The sequence below is a fragment of the Parapedobacter luteus genome, from assembly GCF_900168055.1.
Taxonomy (GTDB): domain Bacteria; phylum Bacteroidota; class Bacteroidia; order Sphingobacteriales; family Sphingobacteriaceae; genus Parapedobacter; species Parapedobacter luteus.
Genome location: NZ_FUYS01000011.1, coordinates 15,249 through 34,407, shown reverse-complemented (window position 1 = coordinate 34,407; position 19,159 = coordinate 15,249). Strand labels below are relative to the sequence as shown.

18 protein-coding genes are annotated in these 19,159 nt (G+C 49.0%); 11 read left to right on the top strand and 7 right to left on the bottom strand.

The annotated features are described in order from the left end of the window. Window positions 1-36: 36 nt before the first annotated feature. Window positions 37-1,188, bottom strand: coding sequence for a hypothetical protein (locus B5X72_RS17215; RefSeq protein ID WP_139378760.1), 1,152 nt, complete (start codon window positions 1,186-1,188; stop codon window positions 37-39). 136 nt (window positions 1,189-1,324) lie between these two features. On the opposite strand from B5X72_RS17215, the gene B5X72_RS17210 reads away from it, so the two are divergent. After that, a complete protein-coding gene (locus B5X72_RS17210) occupies window positions 1,325-2,605 on the top strand; it encodes a flagellar basal body-associated FliL family protein (RefSeq protein WP_079718169.1) in 1,281 nt (426 codons plus the stop codon). Window positions 2,606-2,845: 240 nt separating this feature from the next. Here the strand turns inward: B5X72_RS17210 and B5X72_RS17205 are convergent, their stop codons facing one another. Next, complete coding sequence (locus tag B5X72_RS17205) at window positions 2,846-3,220, bottom strand: helix-turn-helix domain-containing protein (RefSeq protein WP_079718168.1); 375 nt, start codon at window positions 3,218-3,220, stop codon at window positions 2,846-2,848. An 81-nt stretch (window positions 3,221-3,301) separates the two neighbouring features. On the opposite strand from B5X72_RS17205, the gene B5X72_RS17200 reads away from it, so the two are divergent. From B5X72_RS17200 to B5X72_RS17175, 6 genes are all read left to right on the top strand, one after another. Further along, complete coding sequence (locus B5X72_RS17200; RefSeq protein WP_079718167.1) at window positions 3,302-3,490, top strand: hypothetical protein; 189 nt, start codon at window positions 3,302-3,304, stop codon at window positions 3,488-3,490. Continuing rightward, window positions 3,487-4,326, top strand: a complete 840-nt coding sequence (locus B5X72_RS17195; protein WP_139378759.1) for a sigma factor-like helix-turn-helix DNA-binding protein — start codon at window positions 3,487-3,489, stop codon at window positions 4,324-4,326. Before B5X72_RS17200 ends, B5X72_RS17195 begins: the two co-directional genes overlap by 4 nt. Before the next feature lie 2 nt (window positions 4,327-4,328). Next, window positions 4,329-5,423 carry a hypothetical protein gene (locus tag B5X72_RS17190; RefSeq protein WP_079718165.1) on the top strand — a complete coding sequence of 365 codons (1,095 nt, stop codon included), beginning with the start codon at window positions 4,329-4,331 and terminating at the stop codon, window positions 5,421-5,423. Between the two features lie 1,206 nt (window positions 5,424-6,629). Beyond that, the gene (locus B5X72_RS17185; protein WP_079718164.1) at window positions 6,630-6,821 is read left to right on the top strand and encodes a type II toxin-antitoxin system VapB family antitoxin; all 192 of its coding nucleotides are present in this window, start codon (window positions 6,630-6,632) and stop codon (window positions 6,819-6,821) included. After that, entirely contained in the window at window positions 6,818-7,222 is a 405-nt protein-coding gene (gene vapC / locus B5X72_RS17180) for a type II toxin-antitoxin system VapC family toxin (RefSeq protein WP_079718163.1), read from the top strand. Before B5X72_RS17185 ends, vapC begins: the two co-directional genes overlap by 4 nt. A gap of 893 nt (window positions 7,223-8,115) precedes the next feature. Continuing rightward, window positions 8,116-8,325, top strand: a complete 210-nt coding sequence (locus B5X72_RS17175; protein WP_079718162.1) for a hypothetical protein — start codon at window positions 8,116-8,118, stop codon at window positions 8,323-8,325. A 993-nt stretch (window positions 8,326-9,318) separates the two neighbouring features. On the opposite strand, the gene B5X72_RS17170 is transcribed toward B5X72_RS17175, so the two are convergent. Then, window positions 9,319-9,675, bottom strand: a complete 357-nt coding sequence (locus B5X72_RS17170) for a hypothetical protein (protein ID WP_079718161.1) — start codon at window positions 9,673-9,675, stop codon at window positions 9,319-9,321. 160 nt (window positions 9,676-9,835) lie between these two features. Here B5X72_RS17170 and B5X72_RS17165 point away from each other — a divergent pair, with 160 nt between their 5' ends. After that, window positions 9,836-10,294 carry a PH domain-containing protein gene (locus tag B5X72_RS17165; RefSeq protein ID WP_139378758.1) on the top strand — a complete coding sequence of 153 codons (459 nt, stop codon included), beginning with the start codon at window positions 9,836-9,838 and terminating at the stop codon, window positions 10,292-10,294. On the opposite strand, the gene B5X72_RS17160 is transcribed toward B5X72_RS17165, so the two are convergent. The 3 genes from B5X72_RS17160 to B5X72_RS17150 form a co-directional block, all read right to left on the bottom strand. After that, entirely contained in the window at window positions 10,275-10,682 is a 408-nt protein-coding gene (locus B5X72_RS17160; protein WP_079718159.1) for a hypothetical protein, read from the bottom strand. The genes B5X72_RS17165 and B5X72_RS17160 overlap by 20 nt on opposite strands. A gap of 134 nt (window positions 10,683-10,816) precedes the next feature. Further along, entirely contained in the window at window positions 10,817-13,498 is a 2,682-nt protein-coding gene (locus tag B5X72_RS17155; RefSeq protein ID WP_079718158.1) for a TonB-dependent receptor, read from the bottom strand. A gap of 71 nt (window positions 13,499-13,569) precedes the next feature. Next, window positions 13,570-14,508: a GLPGLI family protein gene (locus tag B5X72_RS17150; RefSeq protein ID WP_079718157.1), complete on the bottom strand. Its 939-nt coding sequence runs from the start codon at window positions 14,506-14,508 to the stop codon at window positions 13,570-13,572. Between the two features lie 187 nt (window positions 14,509-14,695). On the opposite strand from B5X72_RS17150, the gene B5X72_RS17145 reads away from it, so the two are divergent. Together B5X72_RS17145 and B5X72_RS17140 are read left to right on the top strand one after the other, a co-directional pair. Next, a complete protein-coding gene (locus tag B5X72_RS17145; protein WP_079718156.1) occupies window positions 14,696-16,246 on the top strand; it encodes a sensor histidine kinase in 1,551 nt (516 codons plus the stop codon). A 45-nt stretch (window positions 16,247-16,291) separates the two neighbouring features. Next, a complete protein-coding gene (locus B5X72_RS17140; RefSeq protein ID WP_079718155.1) occupies window positions 16,292-16,969 on the top strand; it encodes a response regulator transcription factor in 678 nt (225 codons plus the stop codon). A gap of 75 nt (window positions 16,970-17,044) precedes the next feature. Here the strand turns inward: B5X72_RS17140 and B5X72_RS17135 are convergent, their stop codons facing one another. Beyond that, window positions 17,045-17,254 carry a hypothetical protein gene (locus B5X72_RS17135; RefSeq protein WP_079718154.1) on the bottom strand — a complete coding sequence of 70 codons (210 nt, stop codon included), beginning with the start codon at window positions 17,252-17,254 and terminating at the stop codon, window positions 17,045-17,047. Between the two features lie 226 nt (window positions 17,255-17,480). On the opposite strand from B5X72_RS17135, the gene B5X72_RS17130 reads away from it, so the two are divergent. Continuing rightward, on the top strand, window positions 17,481-19,109 hold the full coding sequence (locus B5X72_RS17130; protein ID WP_079718252.1) for an acyl-CoA carboxylase subunit beta: 1,629 nt from the start codon (window positions 17,481-17,483) through the stop codon (window positions 19,107-19,109). Window positions 19,110-19,159 lie beyond the last annotated feature (50 nt).

Genomic DNA, 19,159 nt, shown 5'->3' with positions numbered 1-19,159 from the left:
CTGCCGCACCGCTGGGCTGCCGTTTGGCAGGAGAGGCTATTCCAGCGCTTCAATTCCATGGAGGTCCCGGAGTCGCGCCACTACGCCCCAGCCGTAGAAATTGTTTGCCAGGCCGATGAGGATTTCATTGTCGCCCTTTTTCAATGGCATATAGACGGCTGTATTTTCAATGGAGCAACGGCCGAAAGGAGGCTTCATGATGGGCGTGCCGTAGTAGTTCTTGTCGGCATAAGTATATGAGCCGTTGACGAAGAGCCATACCTCATCGCTGAAACCGAAGTCCATCCACTTTTGCTGATCGATGGCCGACCGGATGCGCGCCTTAATCCAGATTAGCTGTCGTTCAGGCATCTTAGAGCCATGTAGGCGGGTAATGTTGAGCAGTCCGCGGCGCTCGGCACGATGGTCAGTCCAGCGGGCGTCCGGCTTAGGGAGATCAAGGTCTGCCGGTTCACGACCGAATGGAAAGTCCATAGGATCGCTGACTAGCCATTGCCGGAGGTAGCGGGGGTCATTGGCTGTGGGATCTAAGCCAGCCTGATGGGGTAGCCCCTCCGTGTCGCCCGGTTTCACGGCCAGGTTGGCCACCAATCCCTCACCGGAAAAGGCCAACGTGCCGCTCGTTACATCCCCCTCCAGCTCGGGCACCCAGAGGCGGGGCGTCGAGAGATCATTGATAAAGATCAGCAACTGCTTTTCGGAAATGATCAATTTGATGCGGTTCCATTCCCTTTTACTGAATGTGGCCGTTGCCTGGAAATGAAGGAGCATATCCCATAGGTTGACGCCTTTGATAAACGGCGCATACTGCACCGCATCCATGGCCAAGGAGTCGCCTGCCCGGGCGGTACGCAGGTACACGCACTCGCTTTCCATGCTGCTTTGATACCGGAAATTGAAATGCGAAAACGTGGTGTCGGTTGGTTGCCAGTCGAATTCGATGGTGCCCGTGGTGAAATCGAAATCTTTTAGCCATGTGAATCCCGCCATCGGCAATAGCCGCATGATGGGTACGCCGCCGATTTGTTCAAATACCACCTTGCCGGAATCATTCTGCCAATGTGCGGCATCCAGGGGGATGGCCATCCCATTGCTGTCTGGAAAACTTGGCTTGCGTTGTTGTGCTGTAGCTGATCCAAGAAGCGAAAGGCAGCAGATCAGCGTTGTCAAATTGTTTGTGCTCATCATACGGTTGTTTATTGGGTTACTTTAATAACTTTGTATTTGTCATCACAAAGATTAACATCGCGAAAGCCAACAACGAATCATAGCCGGTTCAAAACCGTTCAATTTCGTTCAAGGTCTTTCGCGTTTAGGTAACACCGTGGAAAAACAGGATGTATATTTGGAAGCCTGTCTGCGAGCCATCGAGAAAAAACTGGGATGGGGCGACAGTAGCGATTGGACGGGTACCGACTTCCAGCAATTGAGCGATCGCATTTATGAGGCTACGAAGGTTATGCTAAGTGCCAGCACGCTGAAGCGGGTATGGGGCCGAGTTAAACACGACGGCAAGCCGGCAACATCGACGCTGGATACGCTGGCAGCCTTCCTAGGCTACGAAAACTGGCGTTCGTTTGTGGTAGCGCAGCAGCAGGCAGCCCCGATGGAACCACCGGCTAAGCTTGGCAGGAAGAAGCGGCTTTTGCGCTGGGGATTAGTCATCGTGGCTTTGGTCTCCATTGGGTTTGCCACCTATTACCGGGGCGGCAAGGAAGATGGGGGTGGTGATAATGAGGTAGGAACGGTAGCGACGGCTTCACCTGATGATTATCGGTTCAGCAGCGAGCCGGTGACCCGTGGTATCCCCAATTCGGTTATCTTCACGTACGACGCTTCCCGGGCCCAGATTGATTCCGTTTTTATCCAGCAGAGCTGGGATCCCATGCGGCAGGAGCAAGTAGCAAAAGACGGGCATAAGCATACCTCCGTGTATTATGAGCCTGGGTTTTATATAGCCAAGCTGTTGGTGGGCCAGCAGGTGGTGAAGGAGCATCCACTGCTCATCCCATCAAATGGGTGGCTCGGTATGATAAACCGGGCACCCAGACCGATATACCTGAAGCCGGCGGATTATCTCCATCCTGATCACATGGGCGCAACCACCGTTGCCATCGAGGCTAACCAAGTCAGCCTGACGCCTGATCCGCCCATGGTGAAATACTACAACGTAGGGAATTTCGAGCCTGTGTCTATTGCGGACTTTTCGTTCAGCGCCCGTGTGCGCAACGACTATGCAGCGGGCAATAACGCATGCCAATTTTCGCAGGTCATGCTCATCACCGACGGCATGCCTATATCGCTGCTGCTTTCAAGCAAAGGATGTGTATCCGAATTGGCGCTGATGGGAGGCGGCCGTTCCGTCTCCGGAAAACATGAGGACTTATCGGCATTCGGCGTGGACCTTTCAGACTGGGTGACCGTCGGGTGCCGCAGTGTTGACGGCAAGCTTGTCTATGAGGTCAATGGCTCGGAGGCTTATGTATTGCCTTTAGGGCCTGAACCGGTCCGAATCGTCGGCATGATGTTTTTATTCGTAGGAACTGGATCGGTGCAGGCCGTCCGGCTACAAGAGGGCGATGATACGGCATACCGTGCCTTCTAAACGGGATTTACCGCCTTCTGCCACCCCAGCTTCCTCCGCCGGAAGAGCTGCTCACGCCACTTCTGCTGCTTGCGCTCTCCCACGACGAACCGGAGCCGATTTTCGGAAGGGTGGCGATACCAAGGGAAATGGAATGATCACAGCTGCGGTACACTTCGGCGCGGAATCGCGCGATGGCTGGTATGGCTGCAGAAAGTAGCCAGCATATCGCCGATAAAAAGACGGTTTGTGCAACAAACTTTAAAGAGTCTTCTTGGAGCTCGCCTCGATTTTGTCTTCCAACGCTTTAATATACTTTTCTTGTATTTTCACCAGCTTCTGGAGAGATTCCAGGGTAAGATCGTCATTTTGGTCGACAGGCTGATAGGCACCGTCCGAATCAGTTGCAATGGTATACCCCGAAGGGGGGGTCGATTCCAGATCTTTTTCAACTAAGTCCTTTAGGTCGATGTGAAACAAATTCACGATTTTGACCAGCACTTCCAACTTCGGGATAGACCCCCGTTCATAGGAAGCCACATTATCGCGGGTCACATTCAACTGCCTGGCCAATTCAGCTTGGCCCCATTTCCGCTCCTCCCGAAGGAACTTTATATTTTTAGAAAAATAGTTCATTGTGAAAATAAATCACAAATTAGTTGTAAATATGAAAAATATTCACAAACTTTGCTTGTGTATTCACAAAAGTAATAAAAAATGAAGAAAGCGAGGTATCCCGAGAATTTGCCGCTGAAGCTCGAGATCGTGAAATCCCGGCGCACCATCAAAGAGATTGCCGAGAAAATCGGCGTCAGCAGGGAAGTGCTGACAAACACCGTGAATGGACACTATAAAGGTGTCGAGGTGATTAAGAAACTGAAGTCTGAACTAAACATCAACGATTGACGAAATTTTTACGCGCCATGCACGCATCGACCTACCGTACCAAGAAAAACGCCGAACGATTTTTCGACGCGCTCAAAGCTGGCGATGAAGCCGGGCTGAATTATTTCTACCGGGCCTATTATAACTACTATGCCTGGCGGGCCGAGCGGTTCGTCAAAGACGACGTCATAGCCCATGTTATCGCACAGGAAGCGTTTCTCCGGCTGTGGCTCATGCGCGATATCATCCGCGACGTACCGCACCTGCACGAATTCCTCGGCAGCCAGCTTCGCGAAGCCGGCATGGCGTATTACCGCAAAACCGCCAACCGCTTCCACCGGAGTATGCTGCGGCTGGATGGCATCGAAGATTTCCAGGAGTTCATGCTGGGTTATGAAATAGAGGGAGAAGAGGAGGCAGATGTGGTCTACCTCGAACAGCTGGAAGCAGAAAAACAGCGGCAACTGGAGCAAATCAATGGGCTGTTGCCCAACCTGACCGCACAGCAGCAGTTGTTTATCCGGCTGTGCCTGCGGTACGGATTCAACAACGAGCGCATCGCCTACCATTTGGGCGGCATCTCGGACTACGAAGTGGCCCAGCGCGTGGAGCAGTGCATCGCCAACCTGAAAGCCGCACTGTCGGACACGACCAAACTGGACAGCGCCGCCCGCACCAAGCCGCTCGTCGCCGAAGGCATGCTCAGCGATGAGCAGGCGCAGGTACTGGCCATGCGGTATGACCTGCAATATTCCTTCGAGGAAATCGCCGAGGCGCTGCAACTGGACGACGCCAAGGTGAAATCATTGTTTGTACAGGCACACGCCGCCATTAAGAAGGGGAGACAATCGGCCTGACCATGGAAAAGAAGACCATCATCCTGACACGGAAAATACAGATATACGTAGACTGCGAAGACAAGGAGCAGAAAGATGCGCACTACAAACAGCTGTACGAATGGCAGTTTATGGCTTTTCAGGCCGCCAACCTGATTTTCACCCACCTGTATGTACAGGATCGGGTGAAAGACCTGATTTACTTTACCGATGAGGTGAAAGTGAAGCTGGCCGACCGTGCCAAGGATGCCGGGGGCATTTTGAACACCTCGCGGATGAGCACCACCTACCGCGTGCTGTCCGCCAAGCTGCTGGGCAAGATGCCCTCGGACATCTTTTCCAACCTGAACAATTCGCTCTACAGCGTTTACAGCACCGAACGCAGCGCGTATTGGAAAGGGGAGAAGTCGCTGCGCAACTATAAGCGCAGCATCCCGCTGCCCTTTTCGGGCAAACTGCTGAAGTTCGTGGCCGACGAGAAGCAGCGGGAGTTCCGGTTCACATTGTTCAAAATTCCGTTCAAGACCTATTTGGGCAAGGACAAGACGGACAAACGAGTGCTCATCCAGCGCCATGTAGCCGGTACGCTCAAGCTTTGCGCCAGCTCGCTGAAAATCGATAACGGCAAGCTGTACCTGCTCGCGGCCTTTGAGATGGAGCGCGACGAGCACCGGTTGAAAGATACGGTAATCGCCGAAGCGTCGCTCTCCATCGAACACCCCATCGTGGTGAAGGTAGGGAAGGCCCAGTTCCAAATTGGTAACAAGGAGGAATTCCTGCACCGTAGGCTGGCCATTCAGGCCGCGCGGCACCGCCTGCAGCGGGGCTCCACGTACAACCGCCCGGGCAGAGGCCGCCGGCGCAAGCTGAAAAGTCTGGAAGATTGGGATGCTAAAGAAAAGCGGTATGTCGACAACCGGCTGCACCTGTACAGCCGAAGGCTGATTGACCTGTGCGTGAAGTCTGAGGCAGGCACATTGCTTCTGGTGAACCAACAGCAAAAAGAGGAGGTGGCGAAGGACGAGGAGTTCTTGCTCCGCAACTGGAGCTATTACGGGCTGAAGGAAAAGATTGCCTATAAGGCCAAGAAGGCGGGGATAAATGTGATTGAGGAGTAGGCAGATACAAAGTTCTTTGAAATGTTAGAGGCTGCTTGTACAGCCGCAGGGTGAGGTCAGGTTGACACTCACTGAATACCTTATTTTACTTTTGCCTTTTCAACAGAAAGCCCATGATGGCGCTTGGCGGGTATTTGTAACTAATAAATAGCTCTGGCGTCGGAAGTATAATGTGATGTTGCAGCCCCGATTTAAAGGTATATACAACCCATTAAGGTTGCGGATGCCGTAAACCTCCGGTGTTACAGACCCCTATTTGAAAGGTATATACAACTAGGGCTTGCTTTAGTAGCACACCCAAAGGTGTTACAGCCCCCAATTTGAAAGGTATATACAACTGCATTTTCTTGATAGAACCTAGCAATGGAGGTGTTACAGGCCACAATTTGAAAGGTATATATAATCTTTGGCCCAGCGGTCGGTTTTTGAAACAAGGTGTTACAGACCCAAATTTGAAGGTATATACAACTTGTTGAACTTAGATAAGAAAGCAATGTCAGGTGTTGCAGATCCCAATTTGAAAGGTATATACAACTTCAATCCAACATAAAGAACGTATTTACTGGGTGTTGCAGATCCCAATTTGAAAGGTATATACAATGCAGGATTTCTTTACCATAAGCAGCTCTATGGTGTTGCAGATCCCAATTTGAAAGGTATATACAATGGATTCGGAGAGGATTGTCGTCCCATACGAGGTGTTGCAGATCCCAATTTGAAAGGTATATACAACTATTGCGATTCTCATCCCTGAATTTCTGAAGGTGTTACTGACCACAATTTGAAAGGCATTTACAACAGGTATTAAGCGATGTTTGCAATATCAATAGGTGGTGTTAGAGACCACAATTTGAAAGGTATTTACAACTGCACATAATGTCATATCGCTTTATGTACGGGTGTTACAGATCATAATTTGAAAGGTATATACAACGGTGCAAGAACTGGGTCTCCGTGTAGGCCCGGTGTTACAGACCCCAATTTGAAAGGTATTTACAACCATCAGCCAATCTTTCAGATAAAACGTCTAGGTGTTACAGACCCCAATTTGAAAGGTATATATAACTAGTGGTTGCCTTGCCAAAAAGCATAATGGGGTTTACAGGACCCAATTTAAGATGTGTCCATTAATTGAGTTCCATTGAGATCTTCATTTTTGGATGTGTATAAAATTTCGTATCTTTACACATAATAAAATGAGTGATTATGCGTACCAACATTGAATTAGATGACCAACTGGTTAAGCAAGCGCTACAAATCAGTAATCTGAAAACAAAAAAGGACGTCGTGCACGAAGCGCTTAAACAATACGTTGCCTCGTTGAAGCGGAAGAAACTATTGTCTATCCGCGGTAAGGGAACGTGGGAGGGCAATTTGGAGCAGATGCGCAGTCTATGAATGAGCCGTTAATTTTTGATACCTCTGTTTGGATTGATTTTCTCAACAAAAAGGAAACACACGAAGCGAGGTTATTGGAAGAATATGTTTTAGCTGATGACGAGGTGCTGCTTACTCCAACCATCCTACAAGAAATTCTCCAAGGGATCCGTACAGACAGTACCTATATTGACGTTAGAGAAACACTGTCGTATTTCCGATTATTAGAATTGCCAGCTTATGAAGCTGCCGTTGGGGCGGCCGATTTATATCGCTCGTTACGAAAGCGAGGGGTTACTATTCGTAAAAGTAACGACTGCTTAATTGCTTATTATGCAATTTGGTTTTCGACTCCGCTTGTCCACTCGGATCGCGATTTTGGCAAAATTGCAAATTATAGCGAATTGGAGGTGTGGAAATAAGTGTGATAATGCGACGGCTGCTTGTACAGCCGCAGGGTGAGGTCAGGTTGACATTCACTGAATACTTTATTCTATTGCGAATTTGCTTATTCGCTAACTTGCCGTAGTGGTGGAAACCAATTTGTAAGGTATTTACAACCAACGTATTTCTGTCGCCAATTTCGTTTGAGGTCTTACAGACCCAAATTTGAAAGGTATATACAACTCTGGGATATCTCCGTCAAACACAGCGCGCGGTGTTACAGACCACAATTTGAAGGGTATATATAACTAGGTATCACATTTTGCGGTACCATCAATTGGTGTTACAGGCCACAATTTGAAAGGTATATACAACGCTCCCGAATAAAGTGCTTTCAAAAACACCGGTGTTAATGACCACAATTTGAAAGGTATATACAACAGAATTTATCAAGCGGTATGGTGTTACTGACGCCAATTGAAAGTATATACAACAGTCGATATAGAAATGTCCAATTCTGTGCAGCGTTACAGACCCCAATTTGAAGGTATATACAACTGCTTGTTGCTTTTCCTTGCGGGCGAGGAAGGTGTTACAGATCCAAATTTGAAAGTTTATACAACTATTTGATTGCACAGGATCCGCCTGAAATAGGTGTTACTGACCACAATTTGAAAGGTATATACAACTCATGAGCATGTAACTAATTGAAATAGACAGGTGTTAGAGACCACAATTTGAAAGGTATATACAACCGTTGGCCAACGGGTCGGTTTTTGAAAAAAGGTATTACAGATCATCATAATTTGAAAGGTATATACAACGTGAAATACTCATTATCAGGAGTTTATTTGGTTGTTAGTGGCCCCAATTTGAAAGGTGTTTTAAAAAAAGATAATTCATCGGTATCTTTGTTTTAAACGTGACTCATATGACACAGGTGACTTTGCATATTGATAGTAAAAAGAAATGGGCGGCCATAAAGGCTATTTTGGAGGCTATGGATATTGCCTACGATGCGCAAGAGCCTGTGAAGGAAATCAGTGAAAAAGAACAGGTGCTGTTGCGGCGGGCAGAAGCGGATATTGCTGAAGGGCGACTGCACAAGTTTAAATCCCATCGTGAAATATTGGGTCGTTAGTACCGATTCGTGTTTAAGAAAATCGAATATACCGAAACCTACAAAGAAACCTTATCAGCTACAGTTTCGATAATCGGGCGTGATTGGGCGACCGGTATGTCAATCGTTTTCTGAAAAAATTGGACGATATGGTTGGCAAAATTCAGACGCACCCTTATCTGTTTCATGCTGTACCTGTGAACCCGAGATATAGAAGGTGTGTCATTTCCAAACAAACGTCTCTGGTCTACGAAGTCACCGATTCAAAAATTATACTCCTGTATTTGTTTGACAATCGCCAAGAGCCACTATGGGATTAGGTATTGATTAAGCTTTCGTACATAACAAACGCCCTGTAAGCTCTTTAAAATCTTTGAGGCTGCTTGTACAGCCGCAAGGTGAGGTCAGGTTAACACTCACTGAATACTTTATTCTATTGCGAATTTGCTTATTCGCTAACTTGCTGTAGTGGTGGAAACCAATTTGAAAGGTATATACAACTCAATTATGTGTTGTGCTAGGGGTGTGATTGGTGTTACAGACCACAATTTGAAAGGTATATACAACTTGTTGAACTTAGATAAGAAAGCAATGTCAGGTGTTGCAGATCCCAATTTGAAAGGTATATACAACTTCAATCCAACATAAAGAACGTATTTACTGGGTGTTGCAGATCCCAATTTGAAAGGTATATACAATGCTGGTCAACCCTTGCTTCAAGCTTGGCTAGGTGTTGCAGATCCCAATTTGAAAGGTATATACAATTTTCTTCTCATATTCGTCAAACCTCATACGGTGTTGCAGATCCCAATTTGAAAGGTATATACAATATGAGAGCGGATTCGATATTTCTTTCTGGTGTTACAGCTCCCAATTTGAAAGGTGTTTCAGCAGGCAGCACATCTTTCAGAAGTAATGGAAAATGAACAGGTACTGCTTCAGGCGGCAAAGGTAGCTGTCGTGGAAGGCCAACTGCGCAAGTCTAAATCCCGCTGTGAGATTTTGGGAATTAACCTATTTAAACTGTAAATACAAATAGTCGCTTGTCACTAGTTCTCCGGCTTCGTTATATGAGGTCCAGGGAGATAGCGTAATTTCAATGGTATATCGCCCCGGTTTCAACGCAGATTTCTCCGTGGCGCACCAGAAAAACGTGGAAACTCCCTCCAATAGCTGGTCGTCCACTGTTGCTTCGATCTGACAGTCCGGCAATCCGGAATCCGTGCCGAATGCGTCAAACCGCCTGACACCCGAAGACTTGCCATTCGAAAGAGTGCCTAAAGGCTGTCCATTGACAGATAGATTGTTCAGCGTTTCGCCGCTTACATTGCGGAAATCATGACGATACCGTCCGATTCGTTCTTCTGGCAACCGGCAAGAAAAAGGGCTGAACCTACGAAAAGTAGGTTGACCCAAATAGATAACCGCTGTTTCATTGCGCCGCCGTTTATTTTGTTAATTGATTTGTACAACGGAATATGCGTCTTAATCACTACACCAATTGATTGCAAAACATTGTTTATTTTTGGGCATGGCACGGAAAGTTTTCAAAAGCCGGAAAGATGCGCTGTTTACAGTGGTTATGTGGGGCACCGTATTGACGATGCTCTTTGTATTGGCTGCTGAACTAAACCGTATCAGGCAGCCGGGCAACGGAGTAGAGGTTTTAGGGCTCATTATATTGGGATTTGTAATAGGTCTTATGTTTTGGCTGTGGTTTGATACCCGCTATTCGATAGACGAAGCCTTTGTCTATTTCCGCTCAGGTCCGATCCGCGGGAAAATCCGCGTCACAGCAATACGCGAAGTCGTCATAGGAGAAACCATGTGGTCCGGACTCAGACCCGCCCTGGCGCGGAGAGGGGTAGTTGTGAAATACAAGCGGTATGACGAAATCTATTTTTCCCCAGACAGCAACGAGGCATTCGTCTCCGCACTGCTGGAAGTAAATCCGGAAATAACGGTCGCCACTAAGGCCGCATATCGATGATGCTATCTACAATGAACGGGCTGAACCCGCGCCAAGGAATGGCTTTTTTATACTCTTTGTAGTGCAGGTCAAATGTCTTGCCGCTATTCACCATCAGCACGTTGGCGATGCTGTCGTCCTCAACGGAAAACTCAAATTCGTTGGATTGGATGGCGCCAGCAGTGGCCGAACGTAGCCCAACCTGAATAAGTTTGCCTTCGTAAGTCTTAAAGATGTTGCCCTTTTTGACAACATAGTTGAGTTGGCCGGATTTTACGCCTTCGCCGAATACATAATAGTAATTCCACCAAATCAGTGCTGCACCAATAACGAGCAGAGCGATTCCAGCAATAATCATAAATTTCCGAAGGGGATTTTTTCGTTTCTGGGGAGTTTGTCCATGTTCCATGGTATGCGGATGAAATGAATGAACCTGATACACAAACTTAAACAAATTAGCTTTGATATGCAATGCCTATCTTAATCAATCTTCACCGCGTTGCCAACCGGATGTAGGTGCGTCGTCCCGATGGATAGACCCGCTCATAAATTGAACGCGAGTTTAAGCACGGCCATGCGCCCGCGTAGGTTGTACCGGCTATAACCAAATTGGTTGGCAGATAAACTGTAGGTCTCATACGCCGTGATATTGGCGAGATTTGTCAGATTCAATTCGATATCCGTATTCCATGGATCCAACTTGTACCGGATATTGGCATCCATGAAGAAATAGCTGATGTCTTCCGCCTGCGCTTGGCTGGTATATTGATGACGGCCACTCAGGCGCAAAAACGTATTGGGGAAAGGTGAATACAATAGATTCACTGATTGGTCATACCGGCTGATTTGCCTATCGGGCATGCGGAGGGTCGTTTCGCCCGTTACCAGCTTGCTGGTCGTCCAGGTACCTGTGCCTTCATAGCGGAGACTAATGCGGTTCCACAGCCGTGCCTCGAAAAGCGGGGTGAGGCTGAATGACACATTGTTATACGGGAGCAGTTCATCGTTGAGGAACTGGTTGAAGCGTGTCGTGCTCCATGCGCTCTTTAAACCTGCCGTAGCACCGAGAGCAAAGATATACTTGCTGATGCCGGCGTTCGCTGTGAATGTGCTCACGTCGTTTTCGTAAGGTAGCAGGACGGTGCTCGAGATGTTGTCGGTCTGTACGTTGGACGCAATGGTGTTTGCTTTGGCATGCGTATAGCTAATGCCAGCATTCATAAACAACATGCTGATGTTGCGCTGAAAGTTGTAGTTCAAGCCGACGTTATGCGCATATTGTTCCTGCAACGCCGCATCATTGGCCTGCAAACTACGAAAGTTGGTAAGGACAGCGCCCCGGTATACGCCGTTGATATTGCCCATTTGGTTGCTGTATGTATAGCTTGCCGATAGGTAGTCTTCCGGGGTGGTCATGTATTTCGCGCGGAAGAATGGATTGAACAGCAACCGTTCGTTGGTCTCATCAAGGCCGAAGCCAGCGTCTTTATACGCAATGCGCTGCCAGATAAGTGGCAGGGAAAGCAGGGCCTCCCATCGGCTTTCCCTGAGTTCGTACGTGGTGTTGAGCTGGGCATTGTGCCGTTGCCAATGTAGGTTGTTGTCGGTACTCCCGACGTAGGCAGACTGTTCGCCGGTGTGCTGTGTCAGACGGAGCAGCGAAAGGAGTTGCTGCCATTCGCTAAGTGTGCTCAACCGGTAACTTTGCATAATCCGTCCGTTTGGCATGCGGTAACCCACAGCCAGCGTATTGAACCATGTTGGCGTCTCTGTATGTTGGGATACGGCATCGAACGGGTGGCCCTGGTTGAGGACATCCGCGTGGATGCCTGGCTCAATGTTCAGTGCTTGCGGGCGGTTGAAATGGTTCAGGTACCAATTGACGCTTAGGATATTCCCGTTGCGCAGGGCAGGTATATAGTCCAAGGTATTGGAAAAATCACGTATGCGGTGGCTGATTCGTTGGTTCATCGCCATTGCATTGCTGGCCAGGGCCGCATGGCCCGTTTCACCCGAGTAGCCGATTTTGAGTGCATTGTTGAGGTAATAGGTCGCCTTGTTGGCTTGTGCATTGAGCGAAATGTCGACAAGAAATGGGCTCCGGTCGATTTGTTGGACTTCGCTGTACCGGATGGTGTCATCGGCGAGATAAAGATCATGGGTGCTTTGGTAGTCCATGTTGTTGTTGTCGAGCAATAGTCCCACATTGGCTTTGAGTTGCAGCCCACTTCGGAGATTCATCAGGTTGTTTGCATTCAGCGAACCTGAATTGTTGAAATAGTAACGGTTCGTAGGCAATGCCGGGTTGCCCACCGTGCCGGAGGAAAGCAGTTCGCCGGGGCGCGAATTGCCCGCGTTGGCGCGCCTGCCTGCCTGATTGAATGCGGTGAAATCCGTGGCGAGGTCAGTGCCCACGTTGTTGGCCTTGCCTACATTCAGCATTTTATATTTTTTGTTGAACAGGATGGTGTTTAACTCCCCGTCATACTGGCTCGGAAGGCCACCGCCCGGCTTGGCCTGCCCCGTGAGCTTCAATTTGGCTTCGTCCCTGATTTTGAGATTGAGGGCTACGTTTTCGCTGAGTGCCTTGCCCTGTAATACGTTCAGGGGCTGATGGTTTTGCATCACTTCGACGTCTTTGACCATAGCGTGAGGGATGGTCTTCGTGCCGATAGCATACTTGTCGTCCAGCAAATCGTCGCCATCCACATAGAAATTGGATATGGCTTTGCCATTATACTTAATCTGGCCGTTTTCTTCGACCTCTACGCCCGGCATGCGCTTCAATACATCCTCAATGGTACGGTCTTCGGGCTTGGTGAAAGAAGCGACGTCATAGCTCAGTGTATCGCCGCGCAAATTGATTTTTGGCCTGCTCTTGACTTCCACCTCTGCCAGATCGATGGCTTCCTCTGTCATCAAGATGTCGTAGTGATGTTGGTCTGCCACAAGCGGCACCGACACTTTTTTGTAGCCGAGGTGGTTGATTTCAACGCGGAGCCCGGCAATATCGACCGTATCTCGCCATACCAGCGTAAAGGCGCCGTGGCTGTCGCTGGTCTTAAAAGCCAGTATGCGCTGTTGATCATTTTTGATGGTTACGCTGGCGTAAGCAACAGGCTCACCCCCTGCCGTTTTCAATGTGCCCCGAATCGCGCGGTTTTGCGCGGACGCAAGGAAAGACCATAAGGGTAGTAGGATGATAATTAACAAGGTCGCTTTCATACATCGACGTTTTATAGCATATCTTTACGGCCATGAATCACAGGCCATCCAGTGACTGTTTACGCCACCGATCAGCGATCACCGTGTAATTCGAGCGGATTATTGGGGTGCTTCATTTTTCCCGCTTTCATGGCCATTTCACGCATCGCGTTAAATTCTTCTGGCGACAGCTCGCGCCCATGCTGATCTTTCAGTACGATCTTGCGTTCTACGTTGGCACCTGCGGGCGCCTCGATATTGCGCAGGGCATTTGCCATAGGATTTTTGTCAAAGGCTGCCTTGGCTTTCGCGAATTCTTTGGCTGTCGTCGTTGCCGCATCGCTGGGCAATGCGATTTCGATGCCGCCGCTTCCTTGCTTATCAAAACCGGCGTATCGGAAAATGACTTCTTTCCTGCTGTCTTCTGCCTCAAGGATGAGCCCGGGCAGGCCATTTAGCTTCCAAGGACCATAGGGGAAGGGTAGTTCCGGAGCGAACCATACGGTGTATTCGCGCCCACCGAATGTGCCGATGGCCTGTTGGCAGGTATAGCCACCGATTTCTTTGACGTCATCGCCGATTTGCCAGTCGATCTGCGGGTATTCCTGGGGGATAATGTAAGTACTGGCGCCAAGCCGGTTGGTAAGAAAAGCGTTGTTTTCCTGAGGGAAAAGGTAAAGCGTCTCATTCGATACATTGGGTGAGCTGACAAAAAAACGGGATTGGCTGGGGCCGTTTGCCGCACCTGCCTTGGCGGCGTCAGCTCGCTGGCGGCTTTCCATTTCCTTTTTCATTTTTTCCAGGGTGGATGCGAGGGTGAAGCTGTTGTACATAGCTGATCGTCGGCCAATATAGAGCATCATATCTTCCCGCCGTGGATTGTCTCGGAAGTTGGTGTCGTCGATGTGGACAAGCTCATACTTGACGTGAGCCAAGGCCACGTCGCTTTCTTGGGCGCGGACGGCAAATAGGTGGCCGAAGGTGGAAACACCCGCCAAGATGGTTGCAAATGAGATGTTTTTTATGGTCATAATCTTCAATTTTTAAACCGTGTTTTGCATGCAAAAGTAGGGGAGTACCGCCGGCGGATTTTTATTTTTAGTGTTAAGCAGTGTTAACATCGCCCGCGTGTGTTAAATACTGTTAACGAGTGTTAAGCGGTGTTATATTTGTTCGGCAAACACGTTCAAAAGCTATCAGGTTTCATAGCTTTGCAGGATGATGTCCAAAAGGATACGTTTTATCGTTATTATCGTCAGCTGTTCTTTGGCGGGGATACTCCTTTTCCAGGGGTATTGGTTATATAATTCGTATCAGCTGTCCACGCAGCAGTTCGAACGGGATGTACGCGAGATCATGAAGCGGATGGAACGTAGCCATGCGTTGGCAGACATGGGGGAGATGGGCTTTTTAGACAGTGTGGGCAGAAGCGACACGGGCCGGTTGGCCAGAACAGTGGACTTTTTGCTTTCGGGGCCACACATGCAACCGGAAATGCCGGACGGCGAACGGCTAACAGACCGTAAATTCATCGCCGAATCAAAGGTTGTGCTCGCTTATTTAGAGGATACGGTCGATACCCCGCACAACATCAGTTTGGACAGTGTCGTGGCGTTCAGGGCGCGGGTCGGAGACTCCATTATCCGGGATTCGCAGATACGGGTGCGGGCAAACACCTCAAAACAATTGTTTACCATCAATACGGCGCATGATTATACCGCCGACGAATTTTCGGCGTTGAGCGGCGCGTTGGCTCGTGAAGTCGATTCCTTGTTGCGGGCTGCCGGTATCGGTTCGCCCTTTGCCTTCAAATTGAGTAATTTCAGCGGGCGGGGCGATACGTATATCTCGGACAGCACGCGCTTTGGGCGGCAGGCCGATGTGATTCATGGAGCCATCAGGGTGGGGATACGCAAGCCCTACCGGCTGACGTTAGCTACCGGCAATGATGTCGTTTACATCTTGCGCGATATGCTTTGGGCGCTATTGGCATCGTTGATTATTATCGGGATTACGTCATGGGCTTTTCTGGCGATGCTTCGCACTATTTTCCAGCAGAAACGGTTGTCAGCTATCAAAAACGATTTTATCAACAACATGACACACGAGTTTAAGACACCGATTGCTACGGTGTCATTGGCGGTGGAGGCCATGAAGAATTTCGATGTGATGAACAAGCCGGACCAGGCAAAGGAATATCTTGATATCTGCGATCATGAGCTGAAGCGTATTTCGGCGATGGTGGAAAAGGTATTAAAGATGGCTGCATTCGAACGGCTCGATCTCAACTTGTCCTTGCAAAAAACCGATATCGGAAAGCTGGTGCATGATGTAGTGGAAAACATGCGGCCGCAGTGGGAAAAAAAGGCCGCCAGGCTGTCTGTCAGAATGGAAAGCAACAGCAACGTGGAGGCCTTGGCTGATCGTGCTCACTTGGCCAATGTGGTCTATAATCTGATAGACAATAGCCTCAAATATACAGCCGGTATACCCGAAATAGAAATCGCCTATGGGCTGACCAGCAATGGCCTGGTACAGCTGGCCGTGAGCGACAACGGCATTGGCATTCCCTCGGCATATCGCGAGCGCATATTTGAAAATTTCTTTCGTGTGCCTACCGGCAATGTCCACAATGCCAAAGGGTTTGGCTTGGGATTGGGGTATGTGGCGGCTATTGTTCAGAAGCACCAGGGCAATATCCAGGTGAAAAGTACCGTCGGAGCCGGGAGTACATTCACCATTACGTTTCCCGTGGCGCCAAATCAATAACTAAAACCCGAAACATGACAAAGGACGTCGGAACTCAAGGTCTTATTGGCAGAGGATGAACCCTTCTTGGGAAAAATCGTAAAGGAAAGCCTGGAATCGCGGGATTTTGACGTGATCTGGGTACAGGATGGACTGAAAGCTTATTCGGCATTCCGGACGTTCGACCCAGCTATCTGTGTCTTCGACGTGATGATGCCGGCCAAGGATGGATTTACGCTCACCGAAGAAATCCGCAAAATAAATGAGCATGTGCCCATCATCTTCCTTACCGCAAAGTCGCTGACCGAAGACGTGGTGAAGGGCTTTGAAATGGGCGGGAATGATTACCTTAAGAAGCCTTTCAGCATGGAAGAGCTTATCGTACGGATGAAAGCGCTGCTAAACAGGCCCGTTAAGCAACCGCAGTACACCACACGTGAGCAATTTGCTATTGGCAGTTACATGTTCAACAGCACGTTGCAGGAACTAGCTGCAGATGGCGAGGTTGTCAAGCTTTCGTTCCGCGAATCGGCGTTGCTCAAAATGTTGGTCGAAAACAAAAACCAAGTGCTTGACAGGAAGATGGCATTGGACTACCTATGGGGGGAGGACAGTTTCTTCAATGCGCGGAGCATGGATGTCTTCATCACCAAACTCCGCAAATATTTAAAAAAAGACCGCAATATCGAAATCGTCAATATCCGGGGCATCGGATATAAATTAATGGTAGACGATGACGAGTAAATGGACAAAAAAAGGGACAGCTGAAAGCCGTCCCCTTCTTTTTTAGATTTTTTTTAATCAGTCTGACATCAAATCTTACAAAGAGTCAGTTGACAGAGAGTCAAGAGAATCAATGGCAGCGCCGCCGATAGAGTCGATAGAATCTGTAGTGGCATCAACTTCTGACTCAATTTCATTGGTCAAAGAATCAGTGGTTGAGTCGCTTTCAGAAGTGCCTGAATTACAAGCGGCAATAGCTACAGAAAGAGCCAAACCTAAAAAACCGAACTTAAATACCTTTTTCATTGCTAATTTCCTTTTTTGGTTAAAACAAATTTGTTTATTTATCCCTTAATACATCGGCTCCGAAAAGGTAACCCAAAAAAAAACAAAAGGTCGCAGGAATTTGCTTTCGGCAATCCGGAAGCCGGAGATGACAGCGCCTGATAGACGGCAGCAACAGCTGTCAGGTGACGACCGAAGGGGGAACTTTTTGCAGAAAATAAAAGAATACCGTATCTTGTAACCCATGATAAACCTTGAATTTAACCAGAATGAGGATCTAAATAAACTGGCGGTTGCTGAGTTGAGGAGTCGGTTGAAGAAGGTATATGCGGGAGGGGGTGGCAACGCTGCCGAGAAGCAGAAGGCCAAAGGCAAACTGTTGGCTCGTGAGCGGATAGCGTATCTGTTGGACGATAATAAGCCGTGGCTTGAAATCGGTGCGTTGGCGGCTGACGGCATGTATGCCGAGCATGGCGGCTGTCCGTCGGCTGGTGTAGTAGCCGGTATAGGTTATGTTGCGGATCGGCAATGCGTGGTAGTGGCTAATGACGCCACGGTAAAGGCTGGCGCATGGTTTCCGATGACGGCCAAGAAAAACTTGCGCGCACAGGAAATCGCTATGGAAAACCGGTTGCCCATCATCTACCTGGTTGACTCGGCAGGTGTGTTTTTGCCTTTGCAGGATGAGATATTCCCAGACAAGGAGCACTTTGGCCGGATCTTTCGCAACAACGCCCGGATGAGCAGTGAGGGGATCGTGCAGATAGCGGCCATCATGGGGGCTTGTGTGGCGGGCGGTGCCTATCTGCCCATCATGAGCGATGAGGCCATGATTGTAGAAGGTACGGGCTCTGTGTTTTTGGCTGGGTCGTACCTGGTCAAATCGGCCATCGGCGAATCCGTGGACAATGAGATGCTGGGCGGAGCGACGACACACTGCGAAATCTCCGGAGTGACGGATTATAAACAGCCTGACGACAAGGCTTGCCTGGACTCGATCCGTAATATCATGGGCATGTTAGGCAAACCGAGCGATGCCGGCTTCGATCGGATAAAAGCCGCGCCTCCCAAGTTGGATGAGCATGAAATTTATGGTATTCTACCGTCATCGCGCGAGAAACCATACGATACCAGGGAGATTATCCGCCGGCTGGTAGATGACTCCGCGTTTGAAGAATATAAGGCGCTGTACGGCCAAAGCATCGTTTGCGGTCTCGGTCGGGTGGAGGGCTGGGCTGTCGGATTCGTGGCCAACCAGCGAAAAGTAGTAAAAACCAAAAAAGGCGAGATGCAGTTTGGCGGGGTGATCTATTCGGACGCGGCAGACAAGGCGGCGCGCTTCATTATGAACTGCAACCAGAAAAAAATACCCCTGGTTTTTCTGCAAGACGTGACCGGTTTCATGGTGGGCAGCCGTGCCGAACACGGGGGCATCATCAAAGATGGTGCTAAGCTGGTCAACGCCGTAGCCAACTCCGTGGTGCCTAAAATCACCATCATTTTGGGCAATTCCTATGGCGCTGGCAACTACGCTATGTGCGGCAAGGCCTATGATCCGCGGCTCATCGTTGCTTGGCCTTCAGCCAAAATTGCGGTAATGGGAGGGGCGCAGGCCGCCAAAACGTTACTTCAAATCCAAACGGCGTCCATGAAAGCCAAGGGCGCTGAAATCGACGGCTCAACGGAAGAAGCGCTGCTGAAAACAATTACCGAGCGTTATGACGAACAGACGACGCCCTATTATGCGGCGGCAAGGCTTTGGGTAGATGGGGTCATTGACCCGCTGGATACCCGGAAGGTAATTGCTATGGGGATAGAAGCGGCTAACCACGCACCCATCGAAAAACGTTTTAACGTCGGGATAATACAGACGTAGTTCGGGACCGTCTTTTTATTTGTCTGGATTGTTTGTGAAACCAAAATAGA